This window comes from Altererythrobacter sp. B11 (assembly GCF_003569745.1).
Taxonomy (GTDB): Bacteria; Pseudomonadota; Alphaproteobacteria; order Sphingomonadales; family Sphingomonadaceae; genus Croceibacterium_C.
Map to the genome: position 1 here is coordinate 270,943 of NZ_AP018498.1, position 21,260 is coordinate 292,202.

At 65.7% G+C, this 21,260-nt stretch carries 28 protein-coding genes and 1 tRNA gene; 12 read left to right on the forward strand and 17 right to left on the reverse strand.

The annotated features are described in order from the left end of the window. Window positions 1-6: 6 nt before the first annotated feature. The 9 genes from AEB_RS01215 to AEB_RS01255 form a co-directional block, all read right to left on the reverse strand. Entirely contained in the window at window positions 7-810 is an 804-nt protein-coding gene (locus tag AEB_RS01215) for a CmcJ/NvfI family oxidoreductase (protein WP_119081463.1), read from the reverse strand. Further along, window positions 807-1,799, reverse strand: a complete 993-nt coding sequence (locus AEB_RS01220; RefSeq protein ID WP_119081465.1) for an aldo/keto reductase — start codon at window positions 1,797-1,799, stop codon at window positions 807-809. Before AEB_RS01220 ends, AEB_RS01215 begins: the two co-directional genes overlap by 4 nt. An 84-nt stretch (window positions 1,800-1,883) precedes the next feature. Then, window positions 1,884-2,258, reverse strand: coding sequence for a hypothetical protein (locus tag AEB_RS01225; RefSeq protein ID WP_119081466.1), 375 nt, complete (start codon window positions 2,256-2,258; stop codon window positions 1,884-1,886). Window positions 2,259-2,344: 86 nt separating this feature from the next. After that, window positions 2,345-3,304: a Gfo/Idh/MocA family oxidoreductase gene (locus AEB_RS01230; protein ID WP_119081467.1), complete on the reverse strand. Its 960-nt coding sequence runs from the start codon at window positions 3,302-3,304 to the stop codon at window positions 2,345-2,347. Between the two features lie 127 nt (window positions 3,305-3,431). Continuing rightward, entirely contained in the window at window positions 3,432-4,316 is an 885-nt protein-coding gene (locus AEB_RS01235; protein WP_119081469.1) for a class III extradiol dioxygenase subunit beta, read from the reverse strand. Window position 4,317: 1 nt separating this feature from the next. Then, a complete protein-coding gene (gene ligA / locus AEB_RS01240; RefSeq protein ID WP_119081470.1) occupies window positions 4,318-4,743 on the reverse strand; it encodes a protocatechuate 4,5-dioxygenase subunit alpha in 426 nt (141 codons plus the stop codon). After that, window positions 4,740-5,054, reverse strand: a complete 315-nt coding sequence (locus AEB_RS01245) for a DUF2218 domain-containing protein (protein WP_119081472.1) — start codon at window positions 5,052-5,054, stop codon at window positions 4,740-4,742. The genes ligA and AEB_RS01245 overlap by 4 nt, the downstream gene beginning before the upstream one ends. Next, on the reverse strand, window positions 5,051-6,076 hold the full coding sequence (locus AEB_RS01250) for an amidohydrolase family protein (protein WP_119081473.1): 1,026 nt from the start codon (window positions 6,074-6,076) through the stop codon (window positions 5,051-5,053). The genes AEB_RS01245 and AEB_RS01250 overlap by 4 nt, the downstream gene beginning before the upstream one ends. A gap of 7 nt (window positions 6,077-6,083) precedes the next feature. Beyond that, entirely contained in the window at window positions 6,084-6,908 is an 825-nt protein-coding gene (locus AEB_RS01255) for an NAD(P)-dependent oxidoreductase (RefSeq protein WP_119081475.1), read from the reverse strand. Between the two features lie 181 nt (window positions 6,909-7,089). Here AEB_RS01255 and ligK point away from each other — a divergent pair, with 181 nt between their 5' ends. Together ligK and AEB_RS01265 are read left to right on the forward strand one after the other, a co-directional pair. Next, window positions 7,090-7,764: a 4-carboxy-4-hydroxy-2-oxoadipate aldolase/oxaloacetate decarboxylase gene (gene ligK, locus AEB_RS01260; RefSeq protein ID WP_119081476.1), complete on the forward strand. Its 675-nt coding sequence runs from the start codon at window positions 7,090-7,092 to the stop codon at window positions 7,762-7,764. A 122-nt stretch (window positions 7,765-7,886) separates the two neighbouring features. Continuing rightward, window positions 7,887-8,945: a 4-oxalomesaconate tautomerase gene (locus AEB_RS01265; protein WP_119081478.1), complete on the forward strand. Its 1,059-nt coding sequence runs from the start codon at window positions 7,887-7,889 to the stop codon at window positions 8,943-8,945. A 234-nt stretch (window positions 8,946-9,179) separates the two neighbouring features. Here the strand turns inward: AEB_RS01265 and AEB_RS01270 are convergent, their stop codons facing one another. Genes AEB_RS01270 through AEB_RS01285 form a run of 4 tightly spaced genes read right to left on the reverse strand, consistent with a single transcriptional unit; the run spans window position 9,180 to window position 12,693 of the window. Further along, entirely contained in the window at window positions 9,180-9,680 is a 501-nt protein-coding gene (locus AEB_RS01270) for a DUF3237 domain-containing protein (RefSeq protein WP_119081480.1), read from the reverse strand. Window positions 9,681-9,716: 36 nt separating this feature from the next. Then, window positions 9,717-10,199, reverse strand: coding sequence for a DUF3237 domain-containing protein (locus AEB_RS01275; RefSeq protein WP_172592967.1), 483 nt, complete (start codon window positions 10,197-10,199; stop codon window positions 9,717-9,719). Further along, a complete protein-coding gene (locus tag AEB_RS01280; protein ID WP_119081484.1) occupies window positions 10,199-11,014 on the reverse strand; it encodes a nuclear transport factor 2 family protein in 816 nt (271 codons plus the stop codon). The genes AEB_RS01275 and AEB_RS01280 overlap by 1 nt, the downstream gene beginning before the upstream one ends. Next, complete coding sequence (locus tag AEB_RS01285) at window positions 11,011-12,693, reverse strand: CocE/NonD family hydrolase (protein WP_119081486.1); 1,683 nt, start codon at window positions 12,691-12,693, stop codon at window positions 11,011-11,013. Before AEB_RS01285 ends, AEB_RS01280 begins: the two co-directional genes overlap by 4 nt. Window positions 12,694-13,059: 366 nt before the next feature. On the opposite strand from AEB_RS01285, the gene AEB_RS01290 reads away from it, so the two are divergent. From AEB_RS01290 to AEB_RS18105, 3 genes are all read left to right on the forward strand, one after another. Further along, window positions 13,060-13,323, forward strand: a complete 264-nt coding sequence (locus AEB_RS01290; RefSeq protein WP_231958843.1) for a hypothetical protein — start codon at window positions 13,060-13,062, stop codon at window positions 13,321-13,323. Window positions 13,324-13,380: 57 nt separating this feature from the next. Continuing rightward, the gene (locus tag AEB_RS18100) at window positions 13,381-13,554 is read left to right on the forward strand and encodes a hypothetical protein (protein WP_172592932.1); all 174 of its coding nucleotides are present in this window, start codon (window positions 13,381-13,383) and stop codon (window positions 13,552-13,554) included. A 63-nt stretch (window positions 13,555-13,617) separates the two neighbouring features. Next, window positions 13,618-13,767, forward strand: coding sequence for a hypothetical protein (locus AEB_RS18105; protein WP_172592968.1), 150 nt, complete (start codon window positions 13,618-13,620; stop codon window positions 13,765-13,767). Window positions 13,768-13,896: 129 nt separating this feature from the next. Here the strand turns inward: AEB_RS18105 and AEB_RS01295 are convergent, their stop codons facing one another. Both AEB_RS01295 and ppk2 read right to left on the reverse strand, forming a co-directional pair. Further along, window positions 13,897-14,244, reverse strand: coding sequence for a hypothetical protein (locus AEB_RS01295; protein ID WP_172592969.1), 348 nt, complete (start codon window positions 14,242-14,244; stop codon window positions 13,897-13,899). 196 nt (window positions 14,245-14,440) lie between these two features. Continuing rightward, on the reverse strand, window positions 14,441-15,217 hold the full coding sequence (ppk2, locus tag AEB_RS01300) for a polyphosphate kinase 2 (protein WP_119081488.1): 777 nt from the start codon (window positions 15,215-15,217) through the stop codon (window positions 14,441-14,443). Window positions 15,218-15,310: 93 nt separating this feature from the next. On the opposite strand from ppk2, the gene argB reads away from it, so the two are divergent. The 6 genes from argB to AEB_RS01330 are packed head-to-tail and all read left to right on the forward strand — an operon-like array spanning window position 15,311 to window position 19,380. Beyond that, the gene (gene argB / locus AEB_RS01305) at window positions 15,311-16,231 is read left to right on the forward strand and encodes an acetylglutamate kinase (protein WP_119081489.1); all 921 of its coding nucleotides are present in this window, start codon (window positions 15,311-15,313) and stop codon (window positions 16,229-16,231) included. Between the two features lie 56 nt (window positions 16,232-16,287). Further along, complete coding sequence (locus tag AEB_RS01310; RefSeq protein WP_331851750.1) at window positions 16,288-16,572, forward strand: YggT family protein; 285 nt, start codon at window positions 16,288-16,290, stop codon at window positions 16,570-16,572. Next, the gene (locus AEB_RS01315) at window positions 16,556-17,266 is read left to right on the forward strand and encodes a hypothetical protein (RefSeq protein WP_145985250.1); all 711 of its coding nucleotides are present in this window, start codon (window positions 16,556-16,558) and stop codon (window positions 17,264-17,266) included. The genes AEB_RS01310 and AEB_RS01315 overlap by 17 nt, the downstream gene beginning before the upstream one ends. Window positions 17,267-17,269: 3 nt before the next feature. Continuing rightward, window positions 17,270-17,890 carry a MarC family protein gene (locus AEB_RS01320; protein WP_119081494.1) on the forward strand — a complete coding sequence of 207 codons (621 nt, stop codon included), beginning with the start codon at window positions 17,270-17,272 and terminating at the stop codon, window positions 17,888-17,890. Between the two features lie 45 nt (window positions 17,891-17,935). Further along, window positions 17,936-19,012: a PAS domain-containing protein gene (locus tag AEB_RS01325; protein ID WP_119081496.1), complete on the forward strand. Its 1,077-nt coding sequence runs from the start codon at window positions 17,936-17,938 to the stop codon at window positions 19,010-19,012. An 11-nt stretch (window positions 19,013-19,023) separates the two neighbouring features. Further along, complete coding sequence (locus AEB_RS01330; RefSeq protein ID WP_119081497.1) at window positions 19,024-19,380, forward strand: response regulator; 357 nt, start codon at window positions 19,024-19,026, stop codon at window positions 19,378-19,380. A gap of 28 nt (window positions 19,381-19,408) precedes the next feature. On the opposite strand, the gene AEB_RS01335 is transcribed toward AEB_RS01330, so the two are convergent. Both AEB_RS01335 and AEB_RS01340 read right to left on the reverse strand, forming a co-directional pair. Next, window positions 19,409-20,023 (reverse strand): LON peptidase substrate-binding domain-containing protein, encoded by a 615-nt coding sequence (locus AEB_RS01335; protein ID WP_119081499.1) that lies wholly within the window; start codon window positions 20,021-20,023, stop codon window positions 19,409-19,411. 2 nt (window positions 20,024-20,025) lie between these two features. Then, entirely contained in the window at window positions 20,026-20,934 is a 909-nt protein-coding gene (locus AEB_RS01340; RefSeq protein ID WP_119081501.1) for a tetratricopeptide repeat protein, read from the reverse strand. Window positions 20,935-21,117: 183 nt separating this feature from the next. Between AEB_RS01340 and AEB_RS01345 the strand changes: the two genes are divergently transcribed. Beyond that, window positions 21,118-21,192 (forward strand) — tRNA-Gly (locus AEB_RS01345). Window positions 21,193-21,260: the final 68 nt, after the last annotated feature.

Sequence of the window (21,260 nt, forward strand, 5' to 3'; positions counted from 1 at the left end):
TTTCATTCACGCGAACCAGTAACAGCTCGCCCGCATTTCCATGCTGACCCGCGGCGGGCAATCTTCCGGCGCCAGCGGATTGTCGAAGGCCACATGCGGGATGCACTGCGCCCGCGCCGGATCGCTCTCGCTGGTCTTGAAGATGATCGCTTCATCGGGCGTCATGTCGCTGAACCACATCCAGCGATGCCCGGGATGATGCGCTACCACATAGCCTTCGAAGCTGAATTCGGGTGCGCCGCCCGGCGGATCGAAGATCGCATCTGCCTCGATCATCTCCGGCCCGGCCACGCTGCGCGCATCACATAGTGCCAGCGGCACATCCTGCGGCGCGCCGCTGATCGCCCGCCACACATTGTATTGCGCGCTGCGAGCAATCGCCCGCCCCTCCGGCGCCGTCTGCTGGCGGAACTGCACCCCCGTGGGGGCCGAAACGTCCACATGGGCGAAGCGGGCCGGATGTGAATTGTCGCTGCTGCCCGTCTTCCCGCTCTTTTCGGAGAAGCGCAGGATACCGCGCGGGCTGACCGCCACGGCGTCGCAGCCGGTCACCTGCTTCAACAGTGCCTCGATCTCGGCGAGGTGGATCTGCTCGATCTGCTGCGGGTCGGCGAAGTCCGCCACTTCGGTGCGATGCCGCACCAGCACGCAGCCTTCCACATCGAGCGAGGTTTCCTGCCCGCGCATGTCAGCGATCGGCATCTCTGCGGGAGCGAGCACGATCGTGTCCTTCTCATGCGCATTGGCATAATAGCGGGGCCGCTCACCCGTATCGCGCACATAGGCGATATCCGCCCGCAGCTCGCTCATGCCGTTTCGAAGTCCTCTGTGTCGATCGTCGGCCGGATCGCATCGTGATACCGATGGCCGGATACGGTCTGGTGGTTGATGATCTTGCCGGCTTCCTCCAGGATCGCCTCGTCCACCTGCAGATTGCCGGCGTTGAAGTTGTCTTCCAGGTGGCGCAGGTTGGTGGTGCCGGGGATCACATGCACATTGTCCCCGCGCGACAGCACCCAGGCGAGCGAAAGCTGCGCCGGCGTCACCCCGGCCCGGGCGGCCAACGCATCGAACCGGTCGATCAGCTTGAGGTTGTGCGGCCAGTTCTCGGCATTGAAGCGCGGCATGTTGCGGCGCAGATCCTTCTCTTCCAGCGTCGAGGGATCGCGCAATTCGCCGCCCAGTGCGCCGCGCGCCACGGGGCTGAAGGCGACGAAGGCGATGCCCAGTTCCTTGCAGGTATCGAGCACGCCCAGTTCGACGTTGCGGGTCCACAGCGAATATTCGGTCTGCACCGCGCCCACCGGGTGAACGTCATGCGCTTCGCGAATGTGATCGCTGGACCATTCGGACACGCCATAGGCGCCGATCTTTCCGGCTTCGATCGCCTTCGCCAGCGCCCCCACCGCATCCGCAATCGGCACCTTGGGATCGAAGCGGTGCATGTAATAGAGATCGATGTGATCGGTGCCGAGCAGGTCCAGGCTCTTGTCGATATCCTCGGTGATATGGGCGGGGCTGCAATCGATCCCGCGCTTGGGGCCATCGACGATGATGCCTGTCTTGGAGGCGAGGAAGAACTCGTTCCGGCGGCCCTTCAGCGCTTCCCCGATCAGCGCCTCGTTCTTGCCGGCGCCATAGATGCGCGCCGTGTCGAGGTGATTGTAACCCAGGTCCAGCGCGCGGTTGAGGAAGGCGACGCAATCCTCATGCCCGGGCGGCGTGCCATAGGCCCATGACAGGTTCATGCAGCCAAGGCCGACGGGATGAAGCGCTGTTCCGGCGATCGAACGGGTCATGGGTCTCCTGACATGGTTTGGGCCCGGGGCAGCGTGCAACCCGGGCAAGTGGGCACTGGCATGGCGATCGGCCGCCCTTGGGCGTCAGACTCGCAGCTCCGCCAGCGAGTTGCGCGCCCACAGGTAGAAATCGCCCTGCACCTTCGCAAGCTCGTTCACGGAGCGGCGATAGCCCTGCGCGTCTGCCTCGATGGCCGGGGGGCGCCACTGCGCCTGATGCTCCGCCAGCTTCTTGCGGACCAGGAAGAACCGGTCCTCGAAGGCTTCGGCCAGCTGCGGATCGGCGAGCAGCCGCCGGTCGATGCGTATGGCGGCGAGGATCTCGGCCACGAGCGTGGCAAAGCGGGTGCGCAGGCGGACGATTTCGCGCACCGCCTGCGCCTCGCCCCGCGCCAGCGCGCCGAGCATTTGCCGATGCGTGGCTTCCGCATCGGCCAAAAGGCCGTCGAGTCCGACCATGACATCCCCTCTGCTTATCTTTTCCGGGGCGGACACTCGCTTGGCGCGCCGCCCCGGTCAAGTGACTCAGGGATGGCAGGCTGCGATCAGGACCAGCCGTCCTGCGCTTCCAGGCTGGCAGCCAGTTCGCCGATCACGCGGTAGCAATCGAGCACCGAAGCGACCGAGGAATTCGGCTCCCGCCCTTCGCGGATCGCGGCCACGAATTCGCGGTCCTGCAATTCGATGCCATTGTTCGACACCGCCACGCCCGAAAGGTCGATCGGCTCTTCCTTGCCGGTCACCAGATCGTCGTAGCGCGCGATATAGGTCGCCGTGTCGCCGATATAGCGGAAGAAGGTGCCCAGCGGCCCGTCATTGTTGAACGACAGCGCCAGGGTGAGGATCTGCCCGGCTTCGGTCTTGAGCTGGATGGACATGTCCATCGCAATGCCCAGATCCGGATGGCGCGGCCCCTGGATCGCATTGGCGGTGATCACCTTGCTGCCGGTCATGTACTGGAAGATGTCGATCGTGTGGGCGCTGTGGTGCCACAGCAGGTGGTCGGTCCAGCTCCGCGGCTGGCCCTTGGCGTTCATGTTCTTGCGGCGGAAGAAGAAGGTTTCCACGTCCATCGCCTGGATATTGAATTCGCCGGCATCGATCCGGTTCTTCACGAACTGGTGGCTCGGGTTGAAGCGGCGGGTGTGGCCCACCATGCAGACCAGCCCGGTTTCCTTCTGCTTGGCCGCCACGGCTTCGGCATCGGCCCAGCTGTCGGACAGCGGGATTTCCACCTGCACATGCTTGCCGGCTTCCATGCACTGGATCGCCTGTTCGGCATGCATCTGCGTGGGGGTGCAGAGGATCACCGCGTCCACATCGTCGCGCTCCAGCGCTTCGGAAAGCTCCGTGCCGGAATGGCCGGCGCCGTATTTGGCGGCCACTTCGGCGGCCTGCTCCGCGCGGCGCGAGATGATCGAGGTGATTTCGACGCCGTCGATATTCTTGAGGCCGTCGAGGTGCTTTTCGCCAAATGCTCCGGCGCCTGCGAGTGCGATGCGCATGCTTTTCTCCTGTGTTGCCATTGTTCCCGGCAGCTTGCGTCCGGGATCCGTTTCATCCGGCGCGCCGTGGGGGCGCGGGCCGGCAAAGGGGTGGGGCGGCCCGCGCGATGCGGCCGCCCCGGCGCCGTCAGGCGTCCACCTGTTCGCGAATGGCCGGCGGCTTGGCGCCGATGCCTTCGGGCTGGAGGATCAGCGCGCCCAGCGCGGTGTTGGATGCGGGGATGTGGTAGAAGCGATAGAGCTCTTCCACCTTGTCGCCCAGCGCGCCGCGCATGATCAGCCACATCACCAGCTCGATGCCTTCCGATCCGGCTTCGCGCAGATATTCGATATGCGGCTTGTGGCGCAGCTTCTCCGGATCGTTGATCAGATCCTCGATGAAGGCGAGATCGAACTCCTTGTTGATCAGGCCTGCGCGCGGCCCCTGCAGCTGGTGGCTCATGCCGCCGGTGCCCCACACCTGCACGTTCAGGTCTTCCGGGAAGCTTTCCACCGCCGCGCGGATGCTTTCGCCCAGCGCGTAGCAGCGATTGCCCGAGGGCGGCGGATAGGTGACCACGTTCACCGGCAGCGGGATGACCTTGCACGGCCATTCGGCCGGCTCGCCGAAGATCATGCTCAGCGGCACGGTACAGCCGTGATCGACATCCATCTGGTTCATGATGGTCATGTCGAATTCGTCCAGGATCAGGCACTGGGCGATATGCCAGGCGAGATCGGGATGGCCGATCACGTCCGGCACGGGGCGCGGGCCCCATCCTTCGTCCGCCGGCTTGAAGCTTTCGGCGCAGCCGATGGCGAAGGTCGGGATGATGTTCATGTCGAAGGCGGATGCGTGGTCGTTGTAGACCAGGATCACGACGTCCGGCGTGTTTTCCTTTTCCCACGCGCGCACGGGCTCGTAGCCCTTGAACACGGGGCCCCAGTAATCGTCACCGGTCTTGCCGGTCTGGATCGCCGCGCCCAGCGCGGGGATGTGGCTGGAAGTGATTCCGGCGGTAATGCGGGCCATGTCAGAAGCCTCCCTTGATCGAGCGGACGCCGGTGGGCGCACGGCCACCCTTCAGCATCATTTCGGCATATTCTTCCTGGGACATGCCGGTCATGGAGCCGGCGGCGAACTGGAAGCTCTTCTTGTCCGTGGAGAAAAGCTTCGACAGGAAATAGATGTTCCCGCCGCAATCGATCATCGCGTTGTAATCGCGCGCCATGACGGCCTTCTTGGCCTCGTCGGTCAGCGGCCACTCGTCGAGATAGGCCTTCTCGTCGGCCAGGAAGCGTTCGCGGTTCTCGGCCTTCATCAGGCTCATCGCGAACTGGTTGAGGTGATAGCCCTGCCGCGCCCGCTTGGCGGTGAACACGCGGGTGCCGGGGATGTCATCGAACTCCGCGAGATATTCGTGGATGTCGATCCTCTGTTTCTTCTTCTCGTCGCTCATTGCTCTTTCCATTCGTAGGTCAGCGGCGCCTCGCGAAAGGCGAAGCGGTCGATATGCCGTTCGATGACGCCGCGCATATGCACATTGCGTTCGTGATCGCCCGTGGTGAGCGTGATGGCGATGCCGCCGGGCCGCGCCGTCATCACCGCATTCTCCAGGTCGGAGAAGGGGAACACGCCCATGCCGTCGCCTTCGTCATAGCTGGTCGCCATCTTGTGGCTCCAGTGCTTGACCAGCTGCTGGATATAACGCTCCGGCTTCTCGCAGGGCGCGAAGCCCGTGGCGGTGGAGGCGGCTCCGCCCTCGCTCACAGCCCGCGTTCCTTCAGCTGTGCATCGAGGCGGGGGAACACCTTGCGGGCATTGCCTTCGAAGATCGCGTGCCGTTCCTCGTCGCTGATGTCCAGCGCGTCGATATAGCGCTTCGTGTCATCGAAATAATGGCCGGTGGTGGGATCGATCCCGCGCACCGCGCCGACCATTTCGCTGCCGAACAGGATGTTCTTGTTGTCGATCACATCGGCCAGCAGGTCGATGCCCGGCTGGTGATAGACGCAGGTGTCGAAGAACACGTTGTTCATGATGTATTCGTCGAGCGAGGGCTTCTTCAGCATGTCCGCCAGCCCGCGATAGCGACCCCAGTGATAGGGCACCGCGCCGCCGCCATGCGGAATGATCAGGCGCAGCTTGGGGAAGCGGCTGAACAGGTCGCCCTGCATCAGCTGCATGAAGGCCACGGTGTCGGCCGCCAGGTAGAAACCGCCGGTGGCGTGCATCGCGGGGTTGCAGCTGCCCGAAACGTGGATCATCCCCGGCACGTCGAGATCGCACATCGCCTCATACAGCGGGAACCAGTATTCGTCAGTCAGCGGCGGATGTTCGAAATGGCCGCCGCCGGGATCGGGGTTGAGGTTGCAGCCGATGAAGCCCAGTTCCTCCACGCAGCGGCGCAGCTCCTTCACTGAAGCGGTGAGATCGGCCTTGGGGCTCTGCGGCAGCATGCACACGCCGACGAAGGTTTCGGGGAACAGCTTGGTGACGCGGTAGATCAGATCGTTACAATGCGTCGCCCAGGCAGCGGACACGGCCTGATCGCCCACGTGATGCGCCATGGCGCTGGCACGGGGGGAGAAGATGGTCAGATCGGCGCCGCGCTCCTTGATGAGCTTCAGCTGGTTGTCCTCGATCGTCTGGCGGATCTCGTCATCGGAGATTTCCGGATAGGGCGGTGGCGCCTTGCCTTCCTTGAAGGCCGCCTTCTGGTCCTCGCGCCACTGGTCGTGCCCCTTGGGCAGCACGGTGTAATGGCCATGGCAATCGATGATCAGCGTCATATCCGCCTCAGTTCCTCTCTCTGTTTCCGCCCGCGGCCTGGCGCTGCAGCAGCACCGTACCGCGAGTCATGACCGGTTCGACGCCCAGCCCTAGCAGGGTCTTGGCGGATTCTTCCATCTCCGCGGCGCGGCGCAAGCCGTGCGTGGCCATCCGCTCGCGATTATAGGCGATCCGCTCGGCCCAGGGGATCGTCTTCTCGGATGCGTCGAGCGAGGCCATCACCTCGTCGAACACGCCCGCCGCATCGGCGGCGGCGGCGCATTCGCTGGACAGCGCCTCCAGCCCCTTGACCATGACAGAGCGGATCATCTTGATCGCGCTCGCCCGGCCCACCTCGTCACCCACCACGCGCGACTTCGCGAAGCCGAGCGCGGCCAGCGCCTGCTGCGCGTCCCGCGCATGGGGGCCGGCAATCAGCAGCGGCACGCCCAGCGCCACGGGATCGACCGGCGCCATCACCGCCACATCCACATAGCGCCCGCCCGCCGCCTCGATCGCGGCGGCGGCTTCGCGCTTGGTTCCGGGGGCCACGGAGTTCATGTCGCACCACAGCGCGCCCGGCGGCAGCAGCGCGGCATAGTCCTGCGCGGCGGGGAGCGCGGAATCGGCGGTGACGAGGCAGAGCACGATGTCCGCATCGGCCAGCGCAGCGGCGGCATCATCACCCGCTTCCACGCCGCAGCCACCCATCAGCGCACGCCGTTCGGGCGCGATGTCCCAGCCGCTGGCACGGCCTGTCCAGCCGCCGGCGCGGGCAAAAGTCATGCCGGCCTCACCGAAGCCGATCAGTGCCACGCGCGGGGTGGCCGAGAGGTGTTTCGAGTCTGGCATCCTTCCACCCGCGCCCCTACAGAATGTAAGTGTTGCATACAAGTTCGCGCGCGCCTTCGCCAGCACGCGCGAGGTGGCGGCCAGGGTCCGCCGCGCCGCCGCTTCGCCCGCTTTCCCTTGACGGAGGGCGCCGCCCGGGTCCACCGGGCAGCCGAGTGTCACCCAAGGGAGAGTCGGAAACATGGCCGGTGTCGTCGTCCAGAATATCGCGCGTGCGGACAGGGAAGTGGTCGATGGGCTGGGCGCCTGCGGCGTCGCCACGGTGCATGAGGCGCAGGGCCGCATCGGCCTGCTCGCCTCCTACATGCGGCCGATCTATCCGGGCGCGCGCATCGGCGCTTCGGCCGTCACCATTTCCGTGCCGCCGGGCGACAATTACATGGTCCATGCCGCGATCGAGCAGTGCCAGGATGGCGACGTGCTGGTGATCGCCCCCACCTCCCCCTGCGAGGATGGCTATTTCGGCGATCTGCTCGCCACCAGCGCGCAGGCGCGCGGGGTTAAGGGGCTGATCATCGATGCCGGCGTGCGCGACGTGCGCGATCTGCAGCAGATGGATTTCCCCGTCTGGTCCAAGCGCATCTTCGCGCAGGGCACGATCAAGGCCAGCCTTGGCAGCGTGAATGTCGATGTGGTCTGCGCCGGCGCCTATATCCGTCCGGGCGACATCATCGTGGCCGATGATGACGGCGTGTGCGTGGTGAAGCGCGAAGATGCCGCAAAGGTGCTGGAAAAGGCTCGCGCCCGCGAAGCGAACGAGGAAGAGAAGCGCCAGAAGCTGGCCGACGGCGTGCTCGGCCTCGACATGTACGGCTTCCGCCAGAAGCTGACCGACATGGGCCTGAAGTGGATCTGAGCTGACTATCATCCTCCCCGATCCGGGGAGGGGAACCATGCGCAGCATGGTGGAGGGGCACGGGCCGCGCGGGTGATGCCAGCGGCCGGTTCCCCCGCCATTCTGGGGAGGATTGCAAGACGATGAATTCAGCACCCGTGATGTGGATGCGCGGTGGCACGTCGAAGGGCGGCTATTTCCTCGCGTCCGACCTGCCCGCCGACACGGCCGAGCGCGACGCCTTCCTGCTGCGTGTGATGGGCAGCCCCGATCCGCGCCAGATCGACGGCATGGGCGGCGCCGACCCGCTGACCAGCAAGGTGGGCGTGGTGAAGAAGAGCGAGCGGGAGGGGATCGATGTCGATTACCTGTTCCTGCAGGTCTTCGTCGATCAGGCCATCGTCACCGACCAGCAGAATTGCGGCAATATCCTTGCGGGCATCGGCCCCTTCGCGATCGAGCGCGGGCTCGTGCAGGCCACGGGCGAAGAGACGCGCGTCGCCATCTATATGGAAAACACCGGCCAGGTGGCCATCGCCACGGTGCAGACGCCCGGCGGCGTGGTGAACTATGCCGGCGATGCGCGGATCGATGGCGTACCGGGCACCCATGCCCCCGTCCCGCTGGAGTTTCGCGACACGGCGGGATCCTCCTGCGGTTCGCTGCTGCCCACCGGCAATGTGGCCGACGAGATCGAGGGCGTGCGCTGTACGCTGATCGACAACGGCATGCCCTGCATCGTCTTCAAGGCCGAGGACGTGGGCGCCACCGGCTATGAAACGCGCGAGGAGCTGGAGAGCGAAGCCTTCGCCGACATGCGCGCGAAGATCGAGAGCATCCGGCTGGCCGCGGGCGAGCGGATGAATTTGGGCGACGTGAAGGAAAAGAGCGTGCCCAAGATGATGCTGGTCGCGCCCCCCAAGGATGGCGGCGCTGTCTGCGTGCGCAGCTTCATCCCCCATCGCGCCCATGCCACCATCGGCGTGCTGGCTGCCGTGACGGTGGCGACCGCCTGCCTGCTGGACGGCTCCCCCGCGGCCGAGGTGGCCGCCATTCCCGAGGGCCGACGCAAGACGCTGAGCGTGGAGCATCCCACCGGCGAGATGACCTGCGTGCTGGAAGTGGACGATGCGGGCGATGTCGCCAGCGCCGCCCTGCTGCGCACGGCGCGCAAGCTGATGGACGGGGTGGTGTTCGGCTGAACATCCCGCGCCGCTGTGGCGCGATGATCGGGTGCCGGGCCGCCCCGGCACCCCTTCCCTACCGATGCGCGATTGCGGCAGCACGGCGTCATGCGCCGCCCGCTCCGCCTCTTCCGCCGCCTTCCCGAGGGCACCCGCAGGGCCATGGAAATTTCTTCCATGAACCCTGTTCCAGTGTGTTCCAGACTTTCCACTCGGCGCGGGCGAATCGGGCTTGCGCGACCCTTCGCCCGATCAGCGGATCGCGTAATAGCGGAACAGCGAATGGTCGGGCTCGTCGTCCTCCGCCAGCTTCGGCCGGCGCTGGCCCACGCCCACAATCACCGTGCGGTTGAGCCATTCGTATTTCCCGTCCGGCGCGCGGAAATAGGGGGTGCAGCGGAAATAGGGCGCGATGTCGGGCTCGGCATCGGCCGGTTGGCCGCTGGAGCGGATCGGGCCGTGGACGTAGCCCATGTTGCGGATATAGATCGGCACGCCGTCATCGGTTTCGATCATGTAGTGGGCATTCAGCTCCACCACGCCGTCCGGCCGCACCACCGGCCAGTCCGCCCCGCTGTAATCCACCAGCCGGCCGTTCAGCAGCGGCCCGGAAACGGTGCAGCCTTCCCCCACCGAGGTATAGCCGTGGCGGAGCACACCGGCGATCGGGCCGATCATCCAGCGCTTGTCGAAATTGATGCGGATATCGAAGATATGTTCGTGCCGCAGGGCGAGAGGATCGTCGCTCGTCATGGTGTCAGGCCGTTCCCTTATGCGCGTGACCGGAGATCACAGGACCTTGAAGTAATGGATGCGGTTAGCGCCGGGCACCTTTTCCGCGACGCCGACGAACACGTGCTTGCCCATCCAGTCATAGGGCCCTTCGGGCACATCGAACTTGGGCGATACACGCATGTAGTATTCGGAAGGGTCGGCCGGCTCGTTGCGGGCCATGCGCTCCGCCACTTCGGGCGTGTAGGCCCAGCGATAGCCGCGGTTCTGGAGATAGACGATCGTGCCGTCGTCCAGCTCCAGCAGATAGCGGGCATCGAAATCGATCACGCCGTCCGGCCGCTGCAGCGGCCAGTCCCCGCCGCTCATTGGGACCACGCGCCCCTTGATGCCGGGGCCTTCGATCGTGCCTTCCGTGGCATAGATCGCCGCACGCGTGGCGCCCATCGCGGTCGGCTTCAGCCAGTATGGCTTGCTGAGGGTGATGGCGATGGAAAAGGCATATTCCATCTGCGGCGCAAAGGGGTGCGGATCACTCATCATTCTGGTCCTCGATGGAGTTCGGGCTCGCCGGCGCGGGCCACCTTGATATGCGCGATGTGGCCATCGCGGAGCGTGTAGTGGACGAACACCCGCACCGATACGGCCTCCCCGCTGGCGAGCGGCGCGACCTGGAAATCGGGCGCATCGCGATGCGCGGTAAAGGTGCTGATAACATCGGCGGAGATGCCGCCATCGTCCATGACCAGCTGGTTGACGGTGAGCGTTTCGCGCACCCGCTCGAACATGCGGGCATAGAAGGATACGATCGCCTCCCGCCCCTCGATCGGCGGCATGCCGGGAAGTTCCAGCACCACATCGGGGGTATAGAACCGCCCGAAGCGTTCGCCGCCCGCGCTGAACGCCGCGGCATAGGCGTGGAACGCCGCCCGCTGGCCGGGATGCGCGCCCAGCAGCGGCGCCTTGGTGACGTGGTAATCGGCGGGCCAGGTCATGGATTTGAGCTCGGTCACCATTCCGTCCTGCAGGTGATACAGCACGAAGAACTTCACGGTGATGAGATCGCCGGGCTCCAGCTTCGCGAAGGGGAAATCGTGGCGCGGTTTGGACGCCACGAAATCCATGTCGATCTCGGCAAAGATCCGGTCCTCGGTCTGCATCACGGTGATGGGGCGGATGATCTCGCGCACGCCGTCGTGCGCCCAGTCGAGGAAGGCGAGGAACTCCTCCCGCGTTTCATAGAGGCGCGATCCTCCAGTGAACTTGAAGTCCGGCACGAAATAGCGCTGCATCAGCGCCGCATCGTCCCCGCGGTTGAAGGCTTCGACATATTCGCCGTAGTCGAACCCGCTCATCGCGCGCCCTCGCCGCTGGTGGGGACGAAGGGCACCAGCAGGTGGGAATCGAACCGCCCCCCGGTGTGCAGCACATGCGTGCCCGAATTGCGCAGATCCTCGTGCCGCGCGAAGGCGAGGCCGTAGGGATCCTGGTCATAGACATCGCGCCCCTGGATGATCAGCCGCAGCCCCTCCCCCGCGGCGAAACGGGCGGAGGTGGGCCAGATCTCGATCTCCACCGGCACCACTTCGCCGGGCGCCAGCCGATCTTCGCGCAAGTGGGTGTGGACCGGCTGTTCGGGCGTGGACCGCTCCTCGTCCAGCGCGCGGTGCGATGCGCGCAGCCAGCCGAGCGCCAGCGGCCCATCCTCGAACAGGGCGTAGAAGGTGAAGGGCACACGCTCCCCCGCTGCGTCCAGCTTGTCGAGCGCGACGAACAGATCCATGTCGTCCGCGCCGTCGGCCTCCACCCACAGGCGCAGCTTGATGTGGCCGGTCAGCTCCACCTCCTGGTCGAAGCGGATGTCGAAGGTGGCGCGGCCGGTCAGCGCGTCATAGCGCAGCTCGGCGGGCGTCTCCGGCAGGTTCGGCTGCAGGCGGCCGCTCGCGGCGTCGAGATAGAGCGGGCGATGCTCCGCGCGGGTGAGCGGCCATTCAGCCTCGTCACGCCAGTCCCCTTCGCTGCCCCGCTCGCGGATCTGGATGCGCACCTTCGGCCAGTCGTCCACCGGGCCGTGCCCGTCCCCCTTCAGGAACTGGTCGAAGAAGATGCGCTGCAGCTCCACATTCTCGGGCGTGTAGTAGTGGCGCCACTTCTTCTGGCCATGGACCAGCAGCCATTTACGCTCCGCCCGCATGCGCTTGTAAGCCTCCAGCGTGCCGCGGGTGTGCAGGCCGTGGTCGGACCAGCTGGCAACGATGAAGGTCGGCAGGTCGATCCCTTCGAGATCGAGCGTCTTGCTGCCCCAATAGCCATCCATCAGCGGATGCGCGCGGACATTGGCCGCGGTGTCCTCCGTCCGGGTGGTGGACCAGTTGAGGCTCTGCGATGCCCGCTCGATGAAACTCGTTTCGCGGATACCGCCGTGATAGGCGAATTCGCGATACCAGTCGGAAAACCCCTCCCACGGGTTCAGCGCGGCGAGATGCGGCGGCTTCATCGGCGCGACGAGATACTGGATGCAGGCTAGATAGGAGACGCCCGTCATCCCCACCCTGCCGTTGGACCAGGGCTGCGTGCCCAGCCACTCGATCAGATCATAGCAATCCTCGCCCTCGCCCACCCCGTTGTGGCGCAGCTCGCCCTCCGACAGCCAGGCCCCGCGCGGATCGGCGTAGCAGACGGCATAGCCATGGCTGCACCAATAGGCCGGATCGGGCGCCTCAAAGCCGGTATGGCGGGACAGCCATCCGTCTTCGATCCCGGCCGGCGGCCACAGATTGGCCGCCTTGCCATGCTTGCCATAGGGGCTCCACGCCAGCAGCACCGGCAGCTCGCTCTCCCCCGCCGCGCCCTCCGGGCGGAAGATATCGACATAGATCGTCACCCCGTCGCGCATGGTGACGGGCACGTTCCGGTCGAGCACCAGCCCATCTTCCACGATGCGCGCCTGCTCGAGCGGCGGCAGGGGCGGCTTGTAAGGATTGCTCGCCGGATCCCTGCCCGGCGCCATGATCAGTTCGAAATCCTCAGCCATCCTGTCTCTCCTCGCGCTGCGCGCAGTCGCCCCCGCTTATCTGCCGCTGCGAGGGTGCGACCTTCATATTTGTTGATACCTCAATTAACGAGCGGGGTGCAATGCGCCTGCAGCCTCAAGCGGCGCAATTGCTGGCTTCCCTACGCCGGCGCGGCTGGGGCAGACGGGGGAAATGTGCCGCTCCCGCCCCCTCTTCCGCTCCCCTTTTCACCGCCGTCGGGCCGGCAGGATTTTCTCTCATGAACCCTGTTCCAGCGTGTTCCAGCGACGCCCCGCACGGCGGCTTGCAGGCCGCGCGAACGCTGGCCGCTTGCACCGGCGCAGGTGAAGTGAGACTGTCACGCGCCAACATCACAGGAGACCCTGATGCGCCTTTTCCCGACCCCTTCGATCGCGCTGCGCGCCGCCGTTCCGCTGGCCGCCGCCCTCTCGCTGGCTGCCTGCGGCGGGAACGACACCGAGAAGACCTACGAAGCCGATGCTACGGATGTGAGCGGCGGCGATCTGATCGTGACCGAGGAAACGCCGGCCGTGCCCGTCGATCTGCCGGATACGCCGATGACCCCGGTGCCCGATGCCAGCGCCACGCCCGGCGCCACCGACACGCCAAGCGCGACCCCGGCGCAGTAAGCACCGCGCATGGCCCGTCTTACCCGCCGTTAACCGGCGGCGTGGCATGGGCGGGCCATGTTCAGGAAATACCAGAATGTGTTCCGCAGCCGCTGGCGCGCGCTCTGGTGGGCGGCGGGCGTTCTGCTGACCGCCTATTGCACCGTTCCGGCAGGGCATGGACCGGAAAAGGCCCCAACGCCGGCCGCGCCGCATCATACCAATCCCTGGGCGCTCGAAAAGCACGGCTGACGGGAACGGCGCTGCCGCTCCAAGCGTCGATCCGGTGTAACCACCAGAGAGAGGAGCCATGCCATGGAACCGACCACAGACGAAGATCGCCGCAACGAATTGCGCAGCCTGCTCGCCCGCATCGAACAGCATCCCGAACGGGATATGACGGCGGAGCGGCAGCGCGTGCAGGTGCTGCGCCAGCTCGTCGGCGGGACGCAGGAAACCGCCTGACGCGGGCGACAACGCTCGAAACACGCAGCAAAATTGTGAAGGGCGGCGGAACCATGTTCCGCCGCCCTTCTGCGACCCTGAAGGGCTCGGCCGGGTTTGCCCCGGCGGCCTTCAGGCAAGATCCTTCCGTCAGATTGTCAGCGGATTTTCTTGTTCGGACTCGTCATCCGGGGCCTGCGGTGCGGGCGACGGAGGCAGGGAATCCTCGTCGTCCCCAGGCGTCCAGGTATCCCCGGGCTGCTCGTCGCCAGGAGGCGGCGGCAAATCATTGGGGTCGACCGGCTGGGCCGGCTCCGTGGTCGGCGGCGGCGTGGTGGGATCGGCAGGCGGCGGCGGAGCCGGGTCGGTGGGCGGCGATGCCGGCGGGGGCGGCGCCTCGGGTCCGGGCGGCGGCGCGGGCGGGCCTTGCTGCGCGGTGGCGGCCGAAGCGCCGGCCATCAGCGCGGCAGCGAGCGTGGTGGAGATCAACAGGCGCATGATCAGGGTTCCTCTCTTATCGTTGTACCCCATGGAACGCCCGGCGGCCGGCAAAGGCGATCGCCCTTGCGGCAGGCGGCCCGGCGAAAACGGCAGGAAGAGGCCTGTCGCGCCCGGTTCATGCAGGGTTTATCGCGCGTTAACCTTTTCCGCCCCCCCTTGTCTGACGGCGCAACGGCCGGCCGCTGACAGGGCTCTATCGGTCGGGAAGCGGATATGAACGAATCGGCTGCAGAGCGCCGAAATGCTCCTTGAGTGGAGGATGATCCAGCGTCGGCCAGTCGATCGGCGTTTCCGCCACATAGGTTTCCGGCAGCCGGTCCAGCAGGTCGCGGATCAGCGTGAGGCGGCCGTGCTTCTGATCGTTGTAGTCAACCACGGTCCATGGCGCATAGGGCGTGTGCGTGGCGGCAAACATCGCTTCCCGCGCGCGGGTGTAATCGGCGTAGTGACTGCGCGCACGGGCATCGATCGGGGAGAGCTTCCACCGCTTCAGCGGATCGTCCAGCCTTTCGGCGAAGCGTTCCTCCTGATGTTCCTGGTCGCAGGCGAGCCAGTATTTGAACAGGCGAATGCCGTCATCCACCAGCAGCTTCTCGAAAATCGGCGCCTGATGAAGGAAGGCGGTCACCTCCTCCTCGCTGGCGAAACCCATCACCCGCTCCACGCCGGCGCGGTTGTACCAGCTGCGGTCGAACAGCACGATTTCCCCCGCGGCAGGCAGGTGGGGGACATAGCGCTGGAAATACCACTGGCTGCGCTCGTGCTCGTTGGGCGCGGGAAGCGCCACGGTGCGCAACTGGCGCGGGTTCACGCGATCCGCGATGGCCTTGATCGTGCCGCCCTTGCCCGCAGTGTCCCGCCCCTCGAAGAGGACACAGATCCGTTCCCCCTTGGCCTTGGCCCAGCGCGCCATGGCCACGAGTTCAAGCTCCAGCGGTTCGAGCAAATCTTCGTACAGCGAACGCTTCATCGCTTCCTCCAACACCAGGGGCCGGCGCCCGGTTCCGCCTACAGTGCGACGCAGCCTAGGCAGGCGCGGGCCGAGCGGCTAAGGCGCGTCGCCATGAGCGCCTCGCAAGATAAACAGATGCTGGCCAAGGCGGAAACGCTGATCGAGGCCCTCCCCTATTTCCAGCGCTATGCCGGGCGCAGCTTCGTGGTGAAATATGGCGGCCACGCCATGGGTGACCCCAAGGCGGCGCGCGATTTCGCCGAAGATGTAGTGCTGCTGAAGGCGGTGGGCATCAATCCGGTGGTGGTGCATGGCGGCGGCCCGCAGATCGGCGCGATGCTGAAGAAGCTGGGCGTGGAAAGCCGCTTCATCGACGGGTTGCGGGTGACCGACAAGGCCACGGCCGAAGTGGCCGAGATGGTGCTGTCCGGCGCGATCAACAAGGAACTGGTCGGCTGGATCGCGCAGGCGGGCGGCAAGGCGCTGGGCATTTCGGGCAAGGACGCGGGGCTCGTCACCGCCACCAAGGTCGCCCGCACCACCAAGGATCCCGACAGCCAGATCGAACAGGCGGTCGATCTGGGCTTCGTGGGCGAGCCGGACGCGGTGGACACCACGATCCTGGAAACCGCCAGCAAGGCGGGCATCATTCCGGTGGTGGCGCCGATCGGCGCAGGGCGGGACGGGCATACGTATAATATCAACGCGGACACCATGGCCGGTGCCATCGCCGCAGCGCTGGGCGCCGCGCGCCTGTTCCTGCTGACGGACGTGCCCGGCGTGCTCGACAAACAGGGCGAACTGCTGACCGATCTCACGCCCGCGGACATTGCCCGGCTGCGCGCCGATGGCACCATCAGCGGCGGCATGATCCCCAAGCTGGAAACCTGCGTGGGCGCGGTGGAAGCCGGCTGCGAGGCGGCGGTGGTGCTCGATGGCCGGGTTAGCCATGCGATGCTGCTCGAATTCTTCACCTCGCGCGGGGCGGGAACGCTGGTGCGGGCGGAAGCTCCGCCTTCGCGAGCGGCTTGAAAGGCGCGCGTGGGGTGGGCTAGGCAGTTCCACTGGCTGATAAAGGAAACGGCATCTTGATTACCCTCATCGGCGTTTTGAGCATGATCGTGAATGCGATCATCATCCTGGTGATTATCCAGTTCGTGATCGGGCTGCTTCTTTCCTTCAACGTGATCAATTCCAGCAACCAGTTCCTGATGCAGATCTACAGCTCCATCAATGCGCTGATGGAGCCGCTGCTGCGGCCGATCCGCCGCATCCTGCCGGATACGGGCGCCATCGACTTTTCGCCGCTGGTGCTGATCATCGGCCTGCGCATCCTGATCTATGTGCTGGCCGACATTGCCTTCCGTTACTGATCTTCGCCGCCTTGCGCTGGCGGGCCTTGCCTGCCTTGCGCTGGCAGCCTGCGCCGCAGGGCCGGGCCCGCGGCGGGGCATGGGGCCGCATCTGCGCCAGCGCGCCGATCCCACGGCCGCGATCGCGGCGGATATCGCCTTCGCCCAACTGGCCCAGCGCGAGGGGCAGTGGAAGGCCTTCCGCAAGACAGCGGCGGACGATGCCGTGCTGTTCGCACCCGGCCCCGTCCCCGCAAAAGGCTGGCTGGAGAAGCAGCCGGAGCCGGCGCAGTCCGTCGCCTGGCAGCCGCACAGCGTGATCAGCTCCTGCGACGGCACGCTGGCTGCCACCTTTGGCGCCGCGCAATGGCCGGACGGGAAGCAGAGCGAATATGTCACCGTGTGGCAGCGCAAGCGGGAAAAGAGCCGCGACCGCGACAGCGAATACAAATGGGTGCTCGATTCCGGGGACTTCGTAGAGCAGGCGCCCAAGCGGCCCGAATTCGTGCAGACGCAGGTGGCCGATTGCAAGACGCCGCCGAAGGCCAGCGCCGCCCCGGCAGGCGGGATGCTCAGCCGTGCGGCGGACGATGGCACGCTGCGCTATGATTATGTCGCCGCGCCAGGGGGCGGCGTGCTCACGCTCTCCTGGTGGGACGGCACGGAATTTCGCGAAGCCTATCGCCAGCAACTCGCGCCCTCGGCCGGTCAATAGGGCATGCTGCAGGTCTTCCTGTCGGCGTTCATCACGCTGTTTCTGGTGATCGATCCGCCCGGTTGTGCGCCGATCTATGCCGGGCTGGTCAGCGAAGCCTCATCCGCCCAGCAGCGCCGCATGGCGGTGAAGGCGGTGCTGATTGCCGCGGCGATCCTGCTGGTCTTCGCGCTGTTCGGCGAGCAGCTGCTGGGCGCCCTGCACATCCAGCTCAATTCCTTCCGCATCGCCGGCGGCGTGATGCTGTTCCTGATCGCGCTGGAAATGGTGTTCGAAAAGCGCACCCAGCGGCGGGAGGAGCGCGCCGAGAAGATCCGCGCCACGCCCGAGATAGAGGATGTGTCCGTATTCCCCATGGCCATGCCGATGCTGGCGGGGCCGGGTGCGATCGCATCGATCATGCTGCTGATGGCCCGCGCCCACGGGACTGAAGCGACAATGGCGATCCTCGCCGCGCTTGCCGCCGTCATGGCGCTAACCCTAGTCGCCCTGCTCGCGGCGGTGCCGCTGATGAAGCTGTTCGGGCAGGATGTGGAGACAGTGGTGACCCGCCTGCTCGGCGTCTTGCTCGCCGCGCTGGCCATCCAGTTCGTGATAGATGGCATAAGGGGAAGTTTTCTCTAAGATATTTCGCGCCGTCATGTCACGGCAGCTGGATCGAGGTCGCGCATGGCAGATGGAAACGAGAACAGGGGGCGATTGCGATCGTCCCACCAGGCGCACCGCCCGATTTCGGGGGATGCCTCGTCGGGTCCGTTCGACGGCGCGACCGGCTTGCTGTTCGAACAGGCCATGGCGCAGACGCGGATGGCGGTGTGTCTCACCGATCCCAACCAGAAGGACGATCCGATCGTCTTCTGCAACGAGGCATTTCAGCAGCTGACAGGATACCGGGCGGACGAGATCGTCGGCCGCAATTGCCGCTTCCTGCAGGGGCCGGGCACCGATCAGGCGCAGGTCGGCAAGATCCGCGAAGCGATCAGCGCGGAAGAGGTCGCCGTGGTGGAGCTGCTGAACTACCGCAAGGACGGGACCAGCTTCTGGAACACGCTGCACCTCGGCCCGATCTATGATGAAGAGGGCCGCCTGAAATATTTCTTCGGCAGCCAGTGGGATGTCACCGACATCCACCAGTCCCGCGCGGAAGAACGGCACGCCAAGGCCATGGCGCGGGAGATTTCGCACCGCCTGAAGAATGTGTTCGCGGTGATCGGCGGCATCGTGACGATAACGGGCCGCTCGATGGATGCGCGCGCGGTGGCCGCCAAGATCAACGAACGGGTTCAGGCGCTCGGCCGCTCCTACGAACCGACGCTGGACGAGGCGGTGCTGGGCACGATCCATGTGGGCCAGGCAATCCGCTCCGTGCTGTCGCCCTACGACCCGGAAGAAAACCGCATCCTCCTGAACGGAAATGGCGTGCGCACGGAACCGAATGCCATTTCCGCGATTGGCCTCACGCTGCATGAACTTGCCACTAACGCCACGAAATATGGCGCGCTTTCGCAGGAAGGCGGCATGGTGGAGGTCTCCTGGCAGCATACAAGAGACAAGCTCGGCCGGTCGGCCTTGCAGATCGAGTGGAAGGAAAAGGGCGGCCCCGCTATCGACGGTCCGCCCCAATCAGAAGGCACGGGCTTCAATATCGCAGAGACGCTTCTGGCCCACTCACGGGGCGTCCTGGAAAAGGAATGGGAACGAGACGGCCTGAGAGCGCAGGTGACGATCCCCATCGCAAACGGATAGTCTGTTTTTTCATGAAAACCTTTCTCGTGCTCGAAGACGAGCCCTTCATTTCGATGGACCTCAAATTCGCGTTCGAGGATGCGGGGCACAACGCCGTCTGCGCAGTCGACAATGACGAAGCTCTCGCCTGCATAGAAGCGCATGACATTGCGGGCGCCGTGCTGGATGTGAGCCTGGGCGGCGGGCGAACCTGCGAACAGACGGCGACGCGGCTGAACGAACTGTCCATCCCCTTCGTGCTGCACACGGGAGATCTGGATCGGGCGGGCGAGCATCTGCGCGGGCTCGACGCGCCGGTGCTGGCAAAGCCGCGCCCGGCCGAGGACGTCGTCTCGCATCTCGTCAGGCTGACCCGTCAGCTGAGCTGAAGCCGCTTTCGCCGCGGCAAGGCGCGCTTTATTGCAGAGTTACCCGCTCTTCGTCGGGATCGCTCCGGCCGAAGAACTGCATCAGCTGCACCAGCAATTCGCACCGGCTCGCGAGATCCGGCGTTTCCAGCAGCGCCTGCTTGGCGGCAGCATCGAACGGCGCGATCTGGCTGACGCCGTTGATCAGCGAGAGGTCGTCGAGCCGCGACACGGAATCCCAATCGATCGAATAGCCCTGGAGATCGGCGAATTTGCGCGCCTCCTGCTCGAAGCCGGCCCTTTCGCCCAGGCTCAGGATTTCCCCTTTGGGATCTTCGATCAGCTCGCCTTCCACCTGGCGGAAGGGAGTCTTGACCTCCAGCTCGCGCAGCAGGCGGAAGCGGGATTCACCGTGCAGCACGATGTTGTAGCGCCCGTCCTCCGCCGCCTCGACATCCTCGATCCGGCCGACGCATCCCACTGTGAACAGCGGCGCTCGCTCCTCCGGCCCTTGCGGCTGGATCATCGCGATGCGCCGGTCCCGCGCCAGCGCATCGCCCACCAGAGCGCGATATCGCGGTTCGAAAATGTGCAGCGGCAATTGCAGCCCGGGAAACAGGATCGCCCCCGACAGCGGGAAAATCGAAAGCCGCGCGCTCGCCATGATCAGCCGAACAGCAGCAGCGAAAGGCGCCGGCGCTGGGCGGAGACCCAGGGATCCTCCAGCCCCACGGCTTCGAAGATCTGCAGCAGCTTGGCCTTGGCAGCCCCTTCGTTCCATTCCGGCTCGGCCTGGATCATCTTCAGCAGCGTATCGGCGGCCTCGTCACGTCCGCCGGCGGCGAACACGGCCTGTGCGAAGGCGAATTGCGCCTCCAAGTCGGCCGGGCGCTCCGCCGCGGCGGAGCGCAGCGCCTGCAACTCGCCGTCGTCCACGCCGCTTCCGGCGAGCTGCAGGGCATTGGCCGCCTGAGCAACGAGCGGATCGGCCTGCATGCCTTCCGGCAGGGCATCGAACGCCGCCTGCGCCTCATCCTTGCGCCCCGCCGCCAGCAGCGAACGAATAAGCCCGGACTGCACACCCGCATTGTCGGGCGCCATCTGCGCGATCTGCATGAAGATGCCGGCAGCGCGTTCCGCATCACCTTCCGCCAGCACCTGCTCGCCCATGCCGACCAGCTGCTCGAGATCGGGCTGGTCCTGCCCGCCTTCGCCGCCGGCCTTCACCGGCAACTGCGCCAGCAACTGGTCCAGCACCTGGCGCAGCTGAGATTCGCTGCGCGCATTGGTAAGGTCCGCCACCGGCTGGCCCTGGAACATCGCATAGACGGTGGGGATGGAGCGGACCTGGAACTGCGCCGCGATGAACTGCTCCTCGTCCACATTCAGCTTGGCCAGGATGACGCCCTTGTCGGCGTACTCCGCAGCGACCTTCTCGAGCATGGGCGCCAGCGCCTTGCACGGCCCGCACCACTCGGCCCAGAAATCGAGGATGACGAGCTTGTCGCGCGAGGGTTCGACCACGTCCTTGCGAAACCGATCGACTGCCTTCTGCTCGTCCAGATTGAGGCCCATGCTAGCCAATGAAGCGCTCCTTTTATCGCGAATGGATTCGCCCCAATGTGGACCTTCGGGCGCATTTGTGAAGGGCACGCTTTGGCTGGCGCGGAGGCTGCTTTTTTCCCTTGCAGCCCGTGAGACCCGATGCTAGTCGCGCGCCTCCCCACCCGGACCGGCTGGTTCGGGAACGCCAAGTGAGCGGGCGTAGCTCAGGGGTAGAGCACAACCTTGCCAAGGTTGGGGTCGAGAGTTCGAATCTCTTCGCCCGCTCCATTCTCCATATATCTCGAAGGGTCTGATCCCCCGCGACGTCTCGGTGGGCTTGGGTGCGCAAATGCAGC